The sequence below is a fragment of the Corallococcus caeni genome, from assembly GCF_036245865.1.
GTDB classification, from domain to species: Bacteria; Myxococcota; Myxococcia; order Myxococcales; family Myxococcaceae; genus Corallococcus; species Corallococcus caeni.
This window is the reverse complement of the sequence record NZ_BTTW01000003.1, coordinates 1,001,763-1,018,617: the sequence shown is the minus strand read 5'-3', so window position 1 is coordinate 1,018,617 and position 16,855 is coordinate 1,001,763. Positions and strand designations below refer to the sequence as shown.

The window sequence follows — 16,855 nt, the reverse complement described above, 5'->3', positions numbered from 1 at the left end:
CAGGCAGGGAGGAACGCCCCCCAAGGAGCATTCGTCGACCGGCGGTCACCCCGCCGGCCAGGGGGGCGCTCACGCATTGCGCGCGTCGATGCGCCTGCTATAACGCCCGCCGTCTCTGATCCCGTAGCTCAGTTGGATAGAGCGGCGGTTTCCTAAACCGCAGGCCACAGGTTCGATTCCTGTCGGGGTCACTCGCCCTGCTTCCCAAGTTGGCGGAAGCAGGGCGTTTTTCTTTCCGGCGGCGCAGCGCCCGGCTCGCCGCTCGGGGTGCGCGGCGGCCGGGCTCCTCGCGCTACTTCACGAAGAAGACGTCGTTCTGGATCTTCCGGATGCTGGTGTTGCGCCGGATGATGTCGGACAGCCGCGTCGTCTTCACCCGCAGGAGGTCGAAGAGGTTCAGCGACCGCTCGTACCAGAAGCGGTCTCCCGCGCGGGTGCGCTCGAACTGCTCCACGAGCGCCGCGCGCAGCGTCTCGCCGACGATGCTGCCCGGCACGTCCTTCTCGACGAACATGCCCGTGAACACGTCGATGTTGTCGATGCTCCCGTACAGCTGCTCCAGCGCCTGGGCGGCCTGGGCGTCATGGGTGATGTCCGAGAAGCGCTTGTACTTCCTCAGCCCCAGCTCCGCGCGCACCGTGTTGAAGTCCGGCAGGCCGTGGTCGCGCCCGCGCTGGAGGTTCAGCGAGAGGAGGTCCAGGCCGCCGGCTCCCGCCGGGCCGAAGAGGAAGCTGCGCACGTCGTCGATCATGAAGCGGTCCAGGTCCTGCGCCTTCTGGGCGGCGACACCGCGCAGGAACGGCTCGATGCCGCCGTTCTCCAGCAGGGGCGGCGTCGCGCTGAAGAAGGCATCGCGCAGCGACAGCGGCCCCGCGGCGACCGGCGAGCCGTCCTCATTGAGCCGCAGGATGAAGGGGCTGAGCAGCGTGTGGCCGAGCCGGTAGGCGGAGGTCGAGAAGCGCTGCGCGATGCCCGCGTTCACGCTGGGGTCGTAGCCGCGGTAGGGCCGCAGCGCGTGGGCACCCAGCAGGGCATCGAGGAACTCGGTGTAGGTGATGTGCTGGAGCTCGGCGATCACGATGCGCCGCGCGGCCTGGTAGATCTGCTCGTCGGAGAAGCGGGGGTTCTCCCGCGCGATGCGCGCGGCCTGCCAGTTGTGCTCGCGCACGAACAGCGTGTGCATGACGGCCAGCGTGGGCTGCTCGTTGGCGCGGATGTCCCCGCCGACGAACAGGTCGGTGGACAGATCCGGCTGCTCGGGCGAACCCGCGTTCGGCTGCGTGCCGTCGTTGTAGGGCAGCAGGTCGCCATAGGAGGTGTGCGTCACCTTGAGCCGGCCGCCCTGGAACGTGCGCAGCCAGGCGGCGCGCGCCGCGTCGGAGCCGTACACGTTCGACCCGTCCAGGTAGCCCGTGATCTCATTGAACTGCTGGCGCGGGTTGGTGGGGCCGGTGCCGGTGGCCGGGTCATACACGGAGCGCTTGAAGGGGATCTTCTGCGCGCCGGTGCAGAGCACGTCCATGTACGGGTCGCACTGCGGCACGATCACCGGCACGGACTCGTTGGCGCCCTCGGTGAGGCTGAAGTCGTGGTCGAGGAACTGGCCCCAGGTCCAGATGAAGTCGCTGATCCGGTGCTGGTTCGGGATGGAGACGTCCTGCTGGAAGAGCGCGTTGCTGACGTCGCGCGGGCTGGGGCGCCCGACGCCGCCCATCGCGGAGACGCCATCCGCGTAGTGCGCACCGCTCGACCCGCGCAGCAGGTGCTCCTCCGTCGCGCCCCACCGCGGGTGCGCCAGGTTGTTGCCCGTTCCGTCGATGGAGCGGTACTGCGTGTGCAGCGACTCGGTGTCCGCCTCTTCGCTGGAACGATCCTGCGCGTGCGCTGCGGAACCAACAACAACCGTGGCGAACATGATCAACGCACGGGCCGGCTTCCTCGGGACAGCAATTGACGCTCTGCGCATGTGCACTCCCCCTCGCTTCAATGCTTGCGCTTCATACAATTGTCATTGTCCGCTTGTCATCATGAAAGTGTGGCAAGATTTGGATTTGGAGTGGAGCAAGGATTGCAGTCCCCGGGTCCGCAATGACATCAAAAACAATCTCCATGCAATGTTGATGAGGGCATGGCGCGGATCGTCACAGCCCCATGGCCAGACGGGCTGGCCTTGGGGCTGGGTCGAAATGCATTCAAGTCTGGAAAAGAAATCCCGGAGGTGCGGCGTCAGCCATCTGCATGACGCGCTGGGTTCAGGGGCCCGCCGGCACACCCCTGGCCATTGCTCGACGGGAAGCCTGCTCCTCGCGCCACGTCACGAGCTTCGCCAGGTCCACGGCAATGCCACCGCAAACAACGAGGAGGGGCCGGCGATAGGGAGCCAGCACGTCGAGCCCCTGGTACGCGACCGCGAGGGCGGCGCCGCATGCGGGTTCGACGAGGATGCGCAGGTCGTCAGCGAACTGCAGACACGCATCGAGCGCCTGCGTATCGCTCACCGTTACGCTGTGGATCGGGTGGCGGCGCGTCCATTCGAAGGCCGCGGGCGCCACGCGCTTGGCGCCAAGCGTGGTTGCGATGGAGGTGATGGCTGGCAGTGTGACGAGCTTGTCGGCGTTCACCGCGGCGTGCAGTGAAGCGGCACCTTCGGTCTCCACGGCAATGACTGGCACGTGCGACAGCTTGTTGCGGTGAAGCCCCTCCAGCACCCCGCACATGAGCCCGCCGCCTCCTACCGCGCACACCACCACGTCAAAGCCATCCTGGGCCTGGGCCACCGCCTCGTCGATGAGTGTGGCGTTGCCGTCCCAGATGTCCGGGTGGTCGAACGGCGGCACATAGGTGGCTTCCCCAGTGGCGCAGCGGCGCAGGGCCTCTTCATTGGCTTCGTCCCAGACGGCGCCGTGCACCACCACCGACGCGTCGAGTGCGGCGATCTGCCGACGCACCGACTCCGGTGTCGAATGGGGGACCACGATGGTGGTGGGCACGCCCAGGGCACGCCCGGCAACCGCCGCGGCGAAGCCGGCATTGCCACCGGAGGGGCAGATGAATTGCCGCGTGCCGGTCTCCACCGCCCGCTGACACAGCCTCCCGATGCCGCGCAGCTTGAACGATCCTGAAGGCTGCAGACTCTCCAGCTTGAGCAGCACGTCCTTGCCGAGCGAAGCCGAGAGCGCATCGTGGGGGAGCAAGGGGGTGGTGATGTGTAGAGGGCGCATGGAGGGCGGACGCTATACCAACCGGACCCCGCGCATCGCGGTCCGGTAGGACTCGTCAGCCGTCCAGTCCATGCGCCCGGTGCCGCGGCGCGCAGCGCTCAGGCCGCTTCGACGCGGTCGTTGTAGGCGTCGAACGTCTTCTTCCAGGCCGGGCGCGCGATGCAGCGCTTCTGGAAGGCGAGCACGTTGGGATAGGCCTTGACGACACTCTCGTCGATGCCGGCGCCCAGCACATGTGTCATCAAGAGGTCCGCGACGGTGAACGCGTCGGTCGCGACGAACTCCCTGCCCTCGAGCCAGCCGTCGAGCTGCTTCAGGCGCATGTCCCCCCACTGGTGAAGCGCATCGCTCGCCTGGGTGCCCTTGCCGCCGTTCAGGTCGACGAACCACGCGGTCAGGATCGGGACTTCGATGGTGTTCAGCGCCGCGACGCACCAGCGCAGCACCTGGGCTTCGCCGGCGAGGTCACACGGCATCAGCTTGCCGCTCTTGCGGGCGAGGTAGAGCAGGATCGCGCCGGACTCGGTGACGACCACGCCGTCGTCGTCGATCGCCGGAATCTGTCCGAACGGGTTGAGCGCGCGATACGCGGGCGTATCGAGGTCGCGCTGCGGATGATCCATCCCCACGACCTCGTACGGCAGCCCCATCTCCTCCAGCGCCCACAGCACGCGCAGGTCGCGGGTCCTGCCGCGGGCCATCTTGTTCACTCGGGAGAAGCCGTAGACCTTGATCATTCGCGCATCCTACTGCGCGCGCTTATGGAGCGTGCAGAGCTCTCCCTGAGAGGATATGCCGCACCTTGTCACCCCGTTCGCACGGAGACCGCATGTACACGCTCTACTATTCGCCCGGTGCCGCCAGCATGCTGGTGCACTGGGTGCTGCTCGAACTCGGCCAGCCGCACTCCCTGGAACACGTCGACACCGGCGCCGGACAGCAGAAGCGCCCCGAGTACCTGGCGCTCAACCCGAATGGCGTCGTGCCGACCCTGCTGATTGACGGAAAGCCGCACTTCGAGGCCGCGGCCCTGGCGATGTACCTCGCGGACCGCCATCCGGAGGCGAGCCTGGCTCCCGCGCCGGAAAGCGCGACGCGCATGGCCTACTACCAGTGGATGTTCCACCTGGCGAACATGGTGCAGCCGCTGTTCCGGCAGTGGTGGTACCCCCACGAGCCTGCGGGCGAGGCGCATGCCGAAGCCGTGCGCTCCACCGTCGCGGGCCGCATCGAGCGCGCGTGGCAGGTGCTGGATGCGCACCTCGCCGCGAACGGCCCCTTCCTGCTGGGGAAGACGCTCAGCGTCGCGGACTTCTACCTCGTCATGCTGATGCGCTGGTCCCGCGCCATGCCGAAGCCCGCCACGGAGTGGCCGCACCTGGCCGCGGTCGCCACCCGGTTGAAGGCGCGGCCTTCGTTCGCGACCCTGTACCAGCGCGAGGGGCTGACGGAGTGGGCCTGAGCGGCGTGGGTCGAGGGAGCCGCGACGTTGCCGCCGGGTGAATACACGGTGGAAGCCCTGCTCTTCAGTGAGGGTGCATCACGGCGGTAGCGCGGGGCTCCTCTCTTCATGACGAGAACCGCTCCGCGCTGTGAGTGCATGTGGACGCACCGGTCGTACGCCGTCAGCAATGGAGGCGAGCGATGATTTGCCTTCCCCGGTGCCTGGGAATGTGGCTGTTCATCTGTCCCGTGCTGCTGATGGCCTGCACTGACCCCCAGGGGACGCCGGATGCCGGCACGCCCCCTGTCGTGGCGTGGGACGGCACCTCCACCCCCATCGAGGAGAAAGGCGACTGGATCGACCGCGGCGTCTTCGCTCCCTGCGAGTTCACGCCCCCACTCGAAACCCAGCTCGACTGCGACACCCCGGCCCTCTTCGACGTGTCGAAGTGCAACCTGGGTGCGCTCGGCAAGGCGGAGCGGCACGGCATCTACCAGACCGAGCTGCGCTCGAACTCCGGCGAGTACCCATGGGGGGGCGTCGGCATCCTGCTCCCGGAGGATGGCGGCGCCGGAACCCTGAATTTCGATCCCCTCACCCGGCAGCAGTTCAATGACCAGGGGATGTACCTCGCAAGCAGCTTCACCTCGTCCCGGGGCGTGGTCACGAAGTATGCGCTGGCGGGCTGTGACGCGCCGGAACGCAACCACATCACCGGCTGCTATGCGATCTGCCGCAACGGGGTGCTCGTGGAGAAGGGGACGTTCGACTCGGAGCGGATGGTCTGGGGCCGAGGGGAGGCCGAGTCCTCCGGGGGCATGAACCTTGTCTCGGAATCCTTCGTCGGGCTTGGCTTTCCGGCGGACGTCTACGTCACGAAGAACCATGCCTACGTGGTGTCCATCCAGCTCAAGAAGAACATGCCCTCGGGCGGTTTGACTGTCTTCGACGTCAGTGACCGCCGCCACCCCGTGCTGAAGAAGGTCATTGCCCTTCCGGACGATGGGTACTGGAACGCCGCGTGGGCCAAGGACGACGTCCTCTACATCGCCACCCGCGCTTCGGGCGTCATCCTCTATGACATCTCGAATCCGGGGGACCCGACCTACATCCGCAGTGTGCCCAGCGGCGCGCCCCTGGATGTGCACACCCTGTTCGTGGAGGGCAACCGGCTCTACGCCATGGCGCTGCGGCCGTCGCAGACGCTCATCTTCGACATCACGTCACCGCGCGAGCCAGTCCTGCTCAACCGCTTCACCTTCACGTCGGAGGAGTTCGTCACCAGCTATCCGCACGACGCCGTCGCATACGACGGCCGCCTCTACATCAACCACACGGATATCGGCTTCCTGGTCACCGACCCGAGCGACCCGCTGCAGGTCCAGGAGTTGGGCCGGTACCACTACAACCGGCAATACAGCCATGCCAGCGCGGTGGGGACCTTCGCGGGGCGCACCATCGCGTTCGAGGGCAGTGAGCAGGAGGGCTCGCACCTTCGCGTGCTGGATGTGACCGACCCGGCCCACATCCAGCTCATCGCCGAGCACCGGCTGCGCCCCACCACCTCCATCCACAACATGATCCTGAAGGGCACCCGGCTGTACGTCGCCTGGTACCAGGAAGGCGTGCGCGTGTTCGACGTGGCCAATCCCACGCTCCCCAAGGAAGTTGCCTACTTCAACACCTATCGCGAGACCGACCCGCACCGGCTGGGCATTGTCTTTGAGGGCGCCATCGGAATGCGCGTCCCGGGCGACGGGTATGTCTACGTGGTGGACACCGCGCGCGGACTGCTCATCTTCAACGAGCCTTGAGCGCGCGGAGGAGAGGGTGGGGGACGCGCGCGGTTCCTGCGGTGTAGATCTCCCGCGCCATTCCCCCGAGGCCCCCGTGACGACAGACGTCAGACGCAAGGCGCGACAGAAGCTGGTCCTGGATCACTTTCGCGATGAGGTGAGGCAGGACTGGGACGACGTCCTGTCGACCTTCCCGCATCCGCACTACGAGCTGGTCCCCACCATGAAGGTGCACGACGGGGACCGCGCGGTGCGGGACTACTACCGGGAAACCCGCGTGGCGTTCCCGGACCAGCACCATGAAATCATCGCCCTGCGACACAGCGATGACGCCGTCATCGTCGAGTTCTGGCTGATGGGTACCCACCTGGGGCCGCTGGGCGCCATTCCGCCCACGGGCAGCCGCTTCCGGGTGCGCATGAGCGCGTACTTCATCTTCGACGAGGCCGAGAAGCTCGTCTGTGAGCGCGTCTACTTCGACACGCTCAGCATGCTCAAACAGCTCCTGGGCGGGTTGGACATGAAGTCGCCGAAGAACTGGCTCCTGGCCGTCCGCTGCTTCAAGGGGCTCCTGGCCATGTCCGGCGGCACGCCCGCACCCGAGCTCACCGAGACCCGGCCGCCCACCTTCGCTGACTGAAGCGGTGCAAGGTGGGAAGTGTGGAGCCGAAGCCGGGTGGTATCTTCCGCGCCCATGGACCCGCGAATCGTGCTCGGTGTCACGCGGAGATGAGTGACCTGCTCTCCCGTGACCTCTCCCTGCTCCCGGACCTGCTCGAACAGGCCCGCGCGAGTGCCCTCGAATTCCTTACCGCCCTGCCCGAGCGCCCCGCGTGCATCCGCCCCGCGCCGCCCGAGCCGCTGGGATTGCCCGAGGCGGGACTGGGGGCCGGGGACGCGCTCGCGCTCTTCCGCCGCCGCTACGAGGCAGGGCTCTCCGGCTCAGCGGGGCCGCGCTACCTCGGCTTCGTCACCGGCGGCACCACGCCCGCGGCGCTCGTGGGCGACTGGCTCGTCTCCGCGTACGACCAGAACGTGAGCAACGACGGCGACTCGCTCGCCACCAGCGTGGAGCGGGAAGCGCTGGGGCTCCTGCGCTCCCTCTTCGGCCTGCCGGAGTCCTTCGAGGGCGCCTTCGTGAGCGGTGCGACGGCGGCGAACCTCGTCTCGCTGGCCACCGCCCGGCAGTGGGTGATGGAGCGGCTTGGGCACGACGTGAGCGAGGAGGGGCTGTGGGGCCTGCCGAGGCCCGTGGTGCTGGGTGGCGCGCCGCACGCGAGCGTGCTCAAGGCGCTCTCCATCCTCGGCATGGGACGGCGCGCGGTGGAGGGTGTCCCCTGCCTCCCGGACCGGCCCGTCATGGACCCGCAGGCGCTCGAGTCGCGGCTCGCGGCACTCGGCGGCGCACCGGCCATCGTGCTCGCGAGCGCGGGAGAGGTGAACACCGGGGACTTCGACGACCTGGAGGCGCTGGGGCAGTTGTGCCGCCGCCACGGGGCCTGGCTGCACGTGGATGGTGCCTTCGGCATCTTCGCGGCCTGCAGCCCGGCGCATGCGCAGCTGCTGCGGGGGCTCGCCCACGCGGACTCGATCGCGGCGGACGGCCACAAGTGGCTCAACGTCCCTTATGACTCCGGCATCGTCTTCACGCGCCACCTCGCGTTGCAGGAGCGCGTCTTCCGCGCGGTGGCCGCCTATCTCGGCCAGGGGCCGGATCTGCTGCACCGCACGCCTGAGAACTCGCGCCGCTTCCGGGCGCTGCCCGCGTGGATGACGCTCATGGCCTACGGTCGCGACGGGCACCGCGCGCTCGTCGAGCGCAGCTGCGCGCTCGCACGTGACCTGGGAGAGGGACTCGCGGCGTCACCGCACTACGCGGTGCTCGCCCCCGTGAAGTTGAACATCGTCTGCTTCGCGTTGCGCTCGGGGGATGCCGCGCGCCGTGACCGCCTCCTTCAGGCGCTGCAAGCAGATGGGCGCGTGCACTTCACCCCGACGCAGTACGCCGGTCGCCCGGGTCTGCGCGCGGCCTTCTCCAACTGGCGGACCGACGCAGCAGATCTCCCCCTCATCCTCGCGGCGCTGGAGGCGGCGGCCTCGGCTACTTCTGCTGGGTGAAGCTGGCATTCAGCACGCCCAGGCCGCCACACCCGGCGACGAGCACGAGGGAAGACCCGCATGGGCGCCCCCAGGATGGCGAATGGGCGTCGGCCGAAGCAGCGGCGCAGGGCGTTTCCAGCGCTCGCGGTCGAATGTCGTGAAGAAATAGGTCATTCGACCTATATTCGTCACGGGTCACGGAAGGAACCGTGCCTGCGCGGGGGATTCGCCATGGAGTCTGAAGGCCAGGTTTTGCTGATGGGTGGCTATGGAGTGGTGGGTGCACAGCTCGCCGTGTTGCTGCGGGAGCGTCACCCGGACCTGCCGTTGCTCATCGCCGGGCGCCGGGAAGCGCCCGCCAAGGAGCTGGCCGAGCGTCTGGGGCGGGCGGAGGGCGTCGCGCTGGATGTCCGCTCTCCGGATGCGCTGGCGGCGTTGGGGGGAAAGCCCCGGGCCGTGCTGTCCCTGGTCAACGACCCGGATGACACGCTGCTGCTGGCGGCGTCTCGCGCCGGCGTGCCTGTGCTGGACATCACCCGGTGGACGTCCCGGTTGAAGGCCACGGTGCTGCGGCTCTCCGGTGCGACGCCGGCCGCGCCGGTGGTGCTCGGCTCCGCGTGGATGGCGGGGCTGGTGCCGCGCCTGGTGGCGATGGCGGCGCGAAGGGTGGGGCGCCTGGAGCGCGTGGAGGTGGCCATCCGCTTCGCGCTCGCGGATCAGGCCGGGCCCGATTCGCTGGAGTACATGGACCGGCTGGGCCTGTCCTTCGAGGTGACGGAGGACGGACAGGAGCGGCACGTGCTGCCGCTGACGGACGGACGGCGGGTGACGTTCTCCGATGGACGCCAGACCCGGGTGTTCCGGCTCGACACCCCTGAACAGGCGACGCTGCCTCGGGTGCTGGGCGCTCGCACCGTGACGACGCGGCTGGGCTTCGACTCAGGCTCCGCGACCTGGACGCTCGTCGTGCTCCAGCGGCTGGGCATCCTGCGGCTGCTCCAGCATCCGCGCTGGACGTCGCTGCGCCGGGCGCTGCTCTCCGGCAGCAACACGGGAGGTGAAGCGGCGTGGGTCGCGGACGTGGAGGGAGCGCGGGGGAAGGTCCGCATCGAGATGGTGGATCCGCGGGGACAGGCCCACCTCACCGCTGTGGGAGCGCTGCTGGGCGCGGAGCGGCTCCTGGGGCTGGATGGCGCACCTCCGCCGCCCCCGGGCGTGTGGTTCCCGGAGCATGAGCCCCGGCCCGAGGAGACGCTGGCCACCCTGCGTGCCTGCGGGGTCGAGGTCCGCATCGACGAGCAGCTGGCGCGCGAGGTGGCGTGATGGCCCGCCGCTCGAGCAAGAAGGTCCCGGGGGCGCTGCCCTCCGCGAGCCCCCGAAAGGGGACGGCGGTGCACGCCAAGGGCACCGAGCGCGTGGGGCGCATCCTCGATGCAACCCTGGAGGTCCTGGCCGAGGACGGCTACGCGGGGCTCAGCCTGCGCGCCGTGGCCCAGCGCGCGGAGGTGAGCCTGGGCAACCTCCAGTACTACTTCCCGACGAAGCAGGACGTGGTGCGGGCGCTGCTGGCGCGCTACCTGGCGCAGGCGCTCCAGCGGGTCCGCGAGCGGATGGAGGGCGGAGGAGAGGAGCCTGCGCGGCGGCTTGGGCTGGCCGTGGACGCCATCCTGGAGGACCAGGACTCAGCGCATGCTTGCCAGTTCTTCGCGGAGCTGTGGGCGATGGCCGCGAGGGATGCCATGGTCGCCGACGCGCTCGCGGTCTTCTACGCCGGTTATCGCGCGGGCGTCGTGGAGCTGCTGCGCGAGCTGGATCCCGAGCTCTCCCCGGCGCGCCGGGAACGGCGCGCGGCGCTGCTGGTCGCCCTCTTCGAAGGATTGTCCCTCTTCCGGGGCGGCGGGAATCTGCGCGGCGCCTCGGTGCCTGGACTGGAGCAGGAGCTGCGCGTGCTGCTGGAGCAGGTGCTGTTTCCAGGGGAGCCCAGCGTCAGAACGACGGCAGGTCGGACGCCAGATGTGCCGACAGCCCACCGTCCATCACCAGCGCGCTCCCGTTGACGTAGCCGCCAGCAGGCCCGGCGAGGAACGCCACCAGGCCCGCCACCTCCTCCGGCGTTCCAAAGCGCTTCACGGGGATCCGCTCCAGCAGCCGCTCACGTGCGGCGGCGGGCGCCTTCGCCAGCATCTCCGTCTCGATGTAGCCAGGGCAGAGCGCGTTGCAGGTGATGCCATAGGCTCCCCACTCCGCGGCGATGGCCTTCGAATAGCCCACGAGCGCGTGCTTGGTGGCCGCGTAGGTGGACGACTGCGCCCCTCCGAAGAGGCCCATGATGGACGCGATGTTGACGATGCGCCCGTACCCTTGCGCCTTCATGCGCGGCAGCGCCCACTGACACAGGTTGCGCACGCCCTCCACGTTCACGCCGAACAGCAGGTCCCACTCGGCGACGCTGACCTCGTCCGCGCGATGGAACGGTCCTCCGATGCCCGCGTTGTTCACGAGCACCGCCGGCGCGCCCACCTTCGCTTCGAGCTGATCCAGCGCTGACGTCACGTCGGCCCGGTTCGCGACGTCACAGGCCAGAGGCCACGCGCGGCCCCCGGCCTCAACCAGCTGCTTCTGGAGTTGTTCCAGCGCGGCCACGTCGCGAGACATCAGGGCCACCTCGAACCCGCTCCGGGCCAGCGCGGTGGCGATGGCCGCGCCGATCCCCCGGCTGGCTCCGGTGACGACGGCGACAGGGGCCTTCGGTTGCGTCTTCATCAGAGGACTCCTCGGGGCGGGACGAGGCGGACCTCATCGACGCGCACGTTCAGGGGTTTGATGGCGATCTCCCAGATGCACTGGGCCACGTCCTCCACGGAGAGCATGTCCGCGGGGCTGAACTCCGGCCGGGTCTTCCAGAAGGCGGTGTAGACAGCACCCAGGGACAGGAGCGTGGCGCGGATGCCGAACGCCTGGCCCTCCTGGTTCAGGACGCCCGTCAGTCCCCGGACGCCGTGCTTTGACGCGGCATAGGCGCCGTTCATGGGGAGCGTGAGGTGGTCGCTCACGGAGCCGATGTGGATGATCCGCCCGCCACCTCGGGACTTCATCCGCCGGACGGCCTCGCGCGCGCACAGGAACGTCCCCGTGAGGTTCACGGCGAGGCTGCGATTCCAGTCCTCAAGGGACGTCTCGTGGATGGGCGTGAAGACGCCGAAGCCCGCGCAGTTGATCAGGACCGAGAGCGGTCCCGACCGCGCCTCCGCCTTGTCGAACATCGACGTCACGGAGTCCTCGCGGGTGACGTCCACGTGCAACGCGTCCGGGGGCTCCTCGGTCACGTCCTGCGCGGCGCTCAGCACGCGCAGTCCTTCCGCGCGCAGCTTGTGGACGACAGCGCGCCCGATGTCGCCAGTTCCTCCGACGACGATGACGTTCCGAGTGCTCAAGCGCCGTGTCCTTCCCCTGGGGGCATGCCCGTGGGGAAGGTAGTACGGAAGGTCCTGGGCCGTGCGCGCATCCTTCAACGACACGAGCCTCAGGTGCGCCGACTGCATGAGCACCGGCCATGACGGGCGCACGCTGCCGGAGAGCACTCTCGGGGCCTACCCTCTGGAGTGCGCCCTGGAGGGACGGCGAGCCTCAATGGCTGCCGTCTCCCTGGCTGGCAGGCCAAAGCCAGCGCACCTGCCGGGAGTCCGCATGGAGCACTTCCTCACCCACGCCGAGCAGCCCGTCGCGGCGCGCCAGGCCAGCCGTGCAGGCCGCGCCTGGCCCCGCTGGCTCCGCTACACCTTGCCGGGGTCCTGGGTCGCGCTCCTCTTCGCCTGTCTGGCTTTCACGCCGTCCCTGCTGCCGCGCGGCGGTCCCTTCCAGGGCTTCGTCAGCGGCCTCAGCGCGGCCATTGGCTATGGGCTGGGGTGTCTGGGGGCGTGGCTCTGGCGGGAGTTCGCGGACCGCCCCGCGAGGACTCCGCGCCCGCGCGCGTGGCAGGCCTTCTTCATCACGGGCGGCGTGGCGTTGGTCGCCTCGCTGCTGCTGGGCTGGCATTGGCAGCAGCGCATCCGCGAGCTCATGGGCATGGCCGCGTCGGGTGGCGCGGGGTACCTGCTCGCCCCCTTCGTCGCGGCGGTCGTCTTCTTCCTGCTCGTCGCCCTGGGACGCGGTCTGCGCGCCGTGGCCCGAGCGTTGGCCGCGCGGCTCTCCAGGCACATCGGTCCTCGCGCGGCCCGTGCGACGAGCTTGCTGGCCGTGGTGGTGCTCACCGCGCTGGTGGCCAGCGGCGTGCTGTGGGACGGGCTCATCTCGATGGCGGACCGCACCCTGGCGGTGCAGGACACGCTGACCGACGAGGGCGTGGTCCGACCCCGCACCGCGCTGCGCTCCGGGGGCGCCGGCTCACGCATCGCGTGGGACTCCTTGGGAAGGGAAGGGCGCAACTTCGTGGGGCGGGGGCCCTCCGTCGAGGACCTCTCCCGATTCCATGGCCCGGCCGTGAAGGAGCCGATCCGCGCGTACGCCGGCTATGCCTCCGCGCCGGATGCGGAGGGCCGGGCCGCGCTCGCGGTCGACGACCTGGAGCGGGCCGGCGGCTTCGACCGCGCGTACCTGCTGGTGGCGACGACCACGGGCAGTGGCTGGGTGGTGCCGGAGGCCGTGGACGCCTTCGAGTACATGACCGGCGGCGACTCCGCGATCGTCTCCATGCAGTACTCGCACCTGTGGTCGTGGCTCTCCGTCCTGGTGGATCAGGAGCGGGCCCGGGAGTCAGGCCGTGCGCTCTTCGACGCCGTCTACGAGCGCTGGTCCCGGCTTCCTCCCGCGCACCGCCCGAAGCTGCTGGTGTTCGGTGAGAGCCTGGGCTCCTACGGCGGAGAGACGGCGTTCAGCGGCGAGCGGGACCTGGCCAACCGCACCGACGGGGTGCTCTTCGTCGGGCCGCCGAACTTCAACACCCTGTATCGCGCGTTCACCGACCACCGGGACCCGGGCAGCCCCGAGGTGGAGCCCATCTACCGCCAGGGCCGCATCGTCCGCTTCAGCCGCAGGCCGGGCGAAGACATCCCGCCCGCGTCCGCGCCCTGGGGTGACTCGCGCGTGCTGTACCTGCTCCACCCCTCCGACCCCATCACCTGGTGGAGCCCCCGGCTCCTGGTGCGGCGGCCGGACTGGCTGCGCGAGCCCCGAGGCGCCGACGTCCTGGGGGAGATGGTGTGGATCCCCTTCGTGACGTTCTGGCAGGTGACGGCGGACCTTCCGCTGGGGATGGAAGTGCCCGCGGGGTACGGCCACGTCTACACCGGCGAGCACGTGGACGGCTGGGCCGCGCTCCTGCGGCCCGAGGGCTGGAGCCCGGAACAGACGGCGAGGCTGAAGGCCCTGCTGCGCGCACGTTGAGTGCGGCGCCCCTGTAAAGGGGGGGCCTCAAACCTTCACCCGGCGGGCCCCCGCGGGGCACTTCAGCGCGTCAGGGCTCCCTCCCCAGCCATGAATCATGAGTGAGTCCAGGTACTTATGGCCTCTCAGCGGCTCCGTTCCGCTGCGGCTGTCGCCTGGGGCCCCTCCCGCGCTGGCGGCCCCGGACAGGCCCTCGTTCCCGAGGATCCGCTCCGAGGCTCCCAGCTTGCCCTGAAATCACGTATAGGCCCTCCGCACATTTCGCGCGGCACGCGAGCGATCCGCAGGGCGAGCGGTCTGAGGCCCCCCGGGACCGCTCTGGAGGAACGGATGGAGTTGTCGAGTCTCGAGTCGAATTTCTGGGCAATCGCACCGAGCGTCATCGGCGCCGTGGGTCTGCTCTTCTCTGCGTTCTTCTACTTCCGCGTCAAGGCGCTCCCAGACGGTGACGCGACGATGAACCGCATCGCGGGCTACATCCGCGAAGGCGCGATGGCGTTCCTCGTCCGCGAATACAAGGTGCTGGCGATCTACTGCGTCGTCGTCGCGGTGATCATCGGCCTGGCGCTGGGACCGACGGCGAGCGCGAGCTTCGTGGCGGGCGCGTTCCTGTCGCTGCTCGCGGGCTACATCGGCATGAAGGCCGCGACGTTCGCGAACGTGCGCACCGCGCAGGCCGCGCGCACCGGCTCCAAGCCGAACGCGCTGCTGGTCGCGCTGGATGGCGGCGCCGTGATGGGCCTGGCCGTCGCTGGCCTGGGCCTCATCGGCATGGGCGTCGTCTACTACTTCTTCCGGTCCAGCCCGGAGCTGTCCCCCATCCTCCACTCGTTCGCCGTGGGCGCTAGCTCCATCGCGCTCTTCGCGCGCGTGGGCGGCGGCATCTACACCAAGGCCGCGGACGTGGGCTCCGACATCGCCGGCAAGGTCATCGAGAACATCCCCGAGGACGACCCGCGCAACCCCGGCGTCATCGCCGACAACGTGGGTGACAACGTGGGCGACGTGGCCGGCATGGGCGCGGACATCTACGAGTCCATGGTGGCCGCCATCGTCGCCGCCATGGCCATCGCGCTGACCGCCAACTCCACGGAGCTCTCCCGCCTCGTGGTGGACACGAACGCGACGGGCTCCGCGAAGATCGCGGGCGTCATCCTCCCGCTGGTGCTGTCCGCGGTGGGCCTGGTGGTCAGCCTGCTGAGCATCTTCATCGCTCGCGCGCTCAAGCACATGAACCCCGCGCAGGTCCTGCGCAGCGCGCTCATCATGCCCCCCGTCATCCTGGTGGGCCTGTCGTTCGTGATGATGAACGTGTTCGGCCTGTCCCAGTCCATCACGGTGGCGCTGGCCGCGGGCGCCTTCGGCGGTGCCATCATCGGCCTCGTCACGGACTACTACACCTCCTCCACGCCGGTGCAGCGCATCGCGGAGGCCTCCATCACGGGCGCGGGCACCAACCTCATCCGCGGCCTCGCCGTGGGCATGGAGAGCGTGGGCATCTCCATGGCGACCATCGCCCTGGTGGCCTACATCGCGGACCGCGCGCTCGGCCTGTACGGCATCGCGCTCTCCGCGGTGGGCATGCTGGGCGGCACCGCCGTCGTGATGACGGTGGACGCGTACGGCCCCATCTCCGACAACGCGGGCGGCATCTCCGAGATGTCCGGCCTGGGCCCGGACGTGCGCGCCATCACCGACGAGCTGGACGCGGTGGGCAACACCACGGCGGCCATCGGCAAGGGCTTCGCCATCGGCTCCGCGACGCTCACCGTGATCGCGCTCTTCTCCGCGTTCAACCTGGAGGTCAACCACACGCGCGTCGCCAACGGTCTGGCGGAGATGAGCCTGGAGCTGACCAACCCGAACGTCATCGTCGGCCTGCTGCTGGGCTCCATCCTGCCGTTCCTGGTGGGCGCTTCCACGATGCTCGCCGTGGGCCGCGCCGCCGGCGCCATCGTCGAGGAGATTGGCCGTCAGTTCCGTGAGATTCCGGGCCTGATGGAGCTCAAGGCCGAGCCGGACCCCAAGAAGATCGTCGACATCTCCACCAAGAGCGCCCTGCGCGAGATGATCTTCCCGGGCCTCATCGCCATCGTCGCCCCGCCGCTGGTGGGCTACGTCCTGGGGCCCCTCGCCCTGGCGGGCCTGCTGGCCGGTTCGCTCGTCGTCGGCGCCACCATGGCCCTCTACATGGCCAACGCGGGCGGCGCGTGGGACAACGCCAAGAAGTTCATCGAGAAGGGCAAGCTGCCGGGCCACGCGAAGGGCTCCGCGGTCCACAAGGCCGCCGTCGTCGGCGACATGGTGGGCGACCCGTTCAAGGACACGTCGGGCCCCGGCGTGGCCATCCTCATCAAGGTCATGAGCGTCGTCTCGCTGCTCGTGGCCTCGCTGATCGCGCTGCGGTAGCACGCCCTCGGGGTGCGGCCCCCTGCCTGGGCGCGCCGCACCCTGGGTGTGGAAGACCGAACACCCGGCCGGGCGATGTCTGGCCGGGCCATGGGGCGGTGGGCGAGCGCGTGCTTACACTTCACGGTGTTCCGCGATCGCCTGCGCGCCAGGCCTCAGGAGCAGCAGCAGCCTCGGCCCTCACGGGCCTGACGCGCGCGCGCTCGCACCCGCTCCCTCGGGTGTGTGGGGGAGGAGTGCCACCGCTGTTCCTCTGACAGTGAGGTGTCCCATGGTCCTGGAACTCTCCCCGCAGCAGATCCACCTCCTCCGTGCCTGTCTGGCCGAAAGCATCGAGGGGCTGCACGACGAGGTCCTCCACACCGACGAGCGCGACCTGCGCGGGGAGCTGAGGGACCGGCTGGAGCAGCTGCAGGCCCTCCAGCGCCAGGTGGAGGCCCGGGTGCAACAGGATCAGCCGGCGCTCTGACGGGGGCTGGCCTGGCCCCCTGGTGGGGGCCGTA

General features: G+C 69.4%; 14 protein-coding genes and 1 tRNA gene. 10 read left to right on the top strand and 5 right to left on the bottom strand.

The annotated features are described in order from the left end of the window. Nucleotides 1-117: 117 nt before the first annotated feature. Nucleotides 118-191: transfer RNA gene (locus AABA78_RS18235), tRNA-Arg, on the top strand. A gap of 101 nt (nt 192-292) precedes the next feature. On the opposite strand, the gene AABA78_RS18230 is transcribed toward AABA78_RS18235, so the two are convergent. The 3 genes from AABA78_RS18230 to AABA78_RS18220 all read right to left on the bottom strand — a co-directional run bounded on the left by AABA78_RS18230 (nt 293) and on the right by AABA78_RS18220 (nt 3,958). After that, the gene (locus AABA78_RS18230; protein ID WP_338264287.1) at nt 293-1,966 is read right to left on the bottom strand and encodes a peroxidase family protein; all 1,674 of its coding nucleotides are present in this window, start codon (nt 1,964-1,966) and stop codon (nt 293-295) included. A 286-nt stretch (nt 1,967-2,252) separates the two neighbouring features. Then, entirely contained in the window at nt 2,253-3,221 is a 969-nt protein-coding gene (locus AABA78_RS18225) for a pyridoxal-phosphate dependent enzyme (RefSeq protein WP_338264286.1), read from the bottom strand. Nucleotides 3,222-3,319: 98 nt separating this feature from the next. Beyond that, nucleotides 3,320-3,958 carry a glutathione S-transferase family protein gene (locus AABA78_RS18220; RefSeq protein ID WP_338264285.1) on the bottom strand — a complete coding sequence of 213 codons (639 nt, stop codon included), beginning with the start codon at nt 3,956-3,958 and terminating at the stop codon, nt 3,320-3,322. A gap of 92 nt (nt 3,959-4,050) precedes the next feature. Between AABA78_RS18220 and AABA78_RS18215 the strand changes: the two genes are divergently transcribed. The 6 genes from AABA78_RS18215 to AABA78_RS18190 all read left to right on the top strand — a co-directional run bounded on the left by AABA78_RS18215 (nt 4,051) and on the right by AABA78_RS18190 (nt 10,618). Continuing rightward, complete coding sequence (locus AABA78_RS18215) at nt 4,051-4,683, top strand: glutathione S-transferase family protein (protein ID WP_338264284.1); 633 nt, start codon at nt 4,051-4,053, stop codon at nt 4,681-4,683. Between the two features lie 182 nt (nt 4,684-4,865). Further along, nucleotides 4,866-6,479, top strand: a complete 1,614-nt coding sequence (locus AABA78_RS18210; RefSeq protein WP_338264283.1) for an LVIVD repeat-containing protein — start codon at nt 4,866-4,868, stop codon at nt 6,477-6,479. Nucleotides 6,480-6,555: 76 nt separating this feature from the next. Next, entirely contained in the window at nt 6,556-7,101 is a 546-nt protein-coding gene (locus AABA78_RS18205) for an ester cyclase (RefSeq protein WP_338264282.1), read from the top strand. 89 nt (nt 7,102-7,190) lie between these two features. Beyond that, nucleotides 7,191-8,579 carry a pyridoxal phosphate-dependent decarboxylase family protein gene (locus tag AABA78_RS18200; protein WP_338264281.1) on the top strand — a complete coding sequence of 463 codons (1,389 nt, stop codon included), beginning with the start codon at nt 7,191-7,193 and terminating at the stop codon, nt 8,577-8,579. 240 nt (nt 8,580-8,819) lie between these two features. Next, nucleotides 8,820-9,884 carry a saccharopine dehydrogenase family protein gene (locus tag AABA78_RS18195; RefSeq protein ID WP_338264280.1) on the top strand — a complete coding sequence of 355 codons (1,065 nt, stop codon included), beginning with the start codon at nt 8,820-8,822 and terminating at the stop codon, nt 9,882-9,884. Next, nucleotides 9,884-10,618, top strand: coding sequence for a TetR/AcrR family transcriptional regulator (locus tag AABA78_RS18190; RefSeq protein ID WP_338264279.1), 735 nt, complete (start codon nt 9,884-9,886; stop codon nt 10,616-10,618). The genes AABA78_RS18195 and AABA78_RS18190 overlap by 1 nt, the downstream gene beginning before the upstream one ends. On the opposite strand, the gene AABA78_RS18185 is transcribed toward AABA78_RS18190, so the two are convergent. Both AABA78_RS18185 and AABA78_RS18180 read right to left on the bottom strand, forming a co-directional pair. Next, nucleotides 10,548-11,324, bottom strand: a complete 777-nt coding sequence (locus AABA78_RS18185; RefSeq protein ID WP_338264278.1) for an SDR family NAD(P)-dependent oxidoreductase — start codon at nt 11,322-11,324, stop codon at nt 10,548-10,550. The two genes, AABA78_RS18190 and AABA78_RS18185, sit on opposite strands and share 71 nt — an antisense overlap. After that, complete coding sequence (locus AABA78_RS18180) at nt 11,324-11,995, bottom strand: SDR family oxidoreductase (protein WP_338264277.1); 672 nt, start codon at nt 11,993-11,995, stop codon at nt 11,324-11,326. Before AABA78_RS18180 ends, AABA78_RS18185 begins: the two co-directional genes overlap by 1 nt. 253 nt (nt 11,996-12,248) lie before the next feature. Between AABA78_RS18180 and AABA78_RS18175 the strand changes: the two genes are divergently transcribed. From AABA78_RS18175 to AABA78_RS18165, 3 genes are all read left to right on the top strand, one after another. Beyond that, a complete protein-coding gene (locus AABA78_RS18175; protein ID WP_338264276.1) occupies nt 12,249-13,943 on the top strand; it encodes an alpha/beta hydrolase in 1,695 nt (564 codons plus the stop codon). A gap of 330 nt (nt 13,944-14,273) precedes the next feature. Then, complete coding sequence (locus AABA78_RS18170) at nt 14,274-16,352, top strand: sodium-translocating pyrophosphatase (RefSeq protein WP_171413730.1); 2,079 nt, start codon at nt 14,274-14,276, stop codon at nt 16,350-16,352. A gap of 271 nt (nt 16,353-16,623) precedes the next feature. Further along, a complete protein-coding gene (locus tag AABA78_RS18165; protein ID WP_338264275.1) occupies nt 16,624-16,821 on the top strand; it encodes a hypothetical protein in 198 nt (65 codons plus the stop codon). Nucleotides 16,822-16,855: the final 34 nt, after the last annotated feature.

Coding starts and splice junctions, on each gene's coding strand:
- AABA78_RS18220 (WP_338264285.1), bottom strand. CDS start 3,958: ATGATCAAGGTCTACGGCTTCTCCCGAGTGAACAAGATGGCCCGCGGC.
- AABA78_RS18230 (WP_338264287.1), bottom strand. CDS start 1,966: ATGCGCAGAGCGTCAATTGCTGTCCCGAGGAAGCCGGCCCGTGCGTTG.
- AABA78_RS18185 (WP_338264278.1), bottom strand. CDS start 11,324: ATGAAGACGCAACCGAAGGCCCCTGTCGCCGTCGTCACCGGAGCCAGC.
- AABA78_RS18195 (WP_338264280.1), top strand. CDS start 8,820: ATGGGTGGCTATGGAGTGGTGGGTGCACAGCTCGCCGTGTTGCTGCGG.
- AABA78_RS18215 (WP_338264284.1), top strand. CDS start 4,051: ATGTACACGCTCTACTATTCGCCCGGTGCCGCCAGCATGCTGGTGCAC.
- AABA78_RS18170 (WP_171413730.1), top strand. CDS start 14,274: ATGGAGTTGTCGAGTCTCGAGTCGAATTTCTGGGCAATCGCACCGAGC.
- AABA78_RS18165 (WP_338264275.1), top strand. CDS start 16,624: ATGGTCCTGGAACTCTCCCCGCAGCAGATCCACCTCCTCCGTGCCTGT.
- AABA78_RS18225 (WP_338264286.1), bottom strand. CDS start 3,221: ATGCGCCCTCTACACATCACCACCCCCTTGCTCCCCCACGATGCGCTC.
- AABA78_RS18175 (WP_338264276.1), top strand. CDS start 12,249: ATGGAGCACTTCCTCACCCACGCCGAGCAGCCCGTCGCGGCGCGCCAG.
- AABA78_RS18200 (WP_338264281.1), top strand. CDS start 7,191: ATGAGTGACCTGCTCTCCCGTGACCTCTCCCTGCTCCCGGACCTGCTC.
- AABA78_RS18210 (WP_338264283.1), top strand. CDS start 4,866: ATGATTTGCCTTCCCCGGTGCCTGGGAATGTGGCTGTTCATCTGTCCC.
- AABA78_RS18190 (WP_338264279.1), top strand. CDS start 9,884: ATGGCCCGCCGCTCGAGCAAGAAGGTCCCGGGGGCGCTGCCCTCCGCG.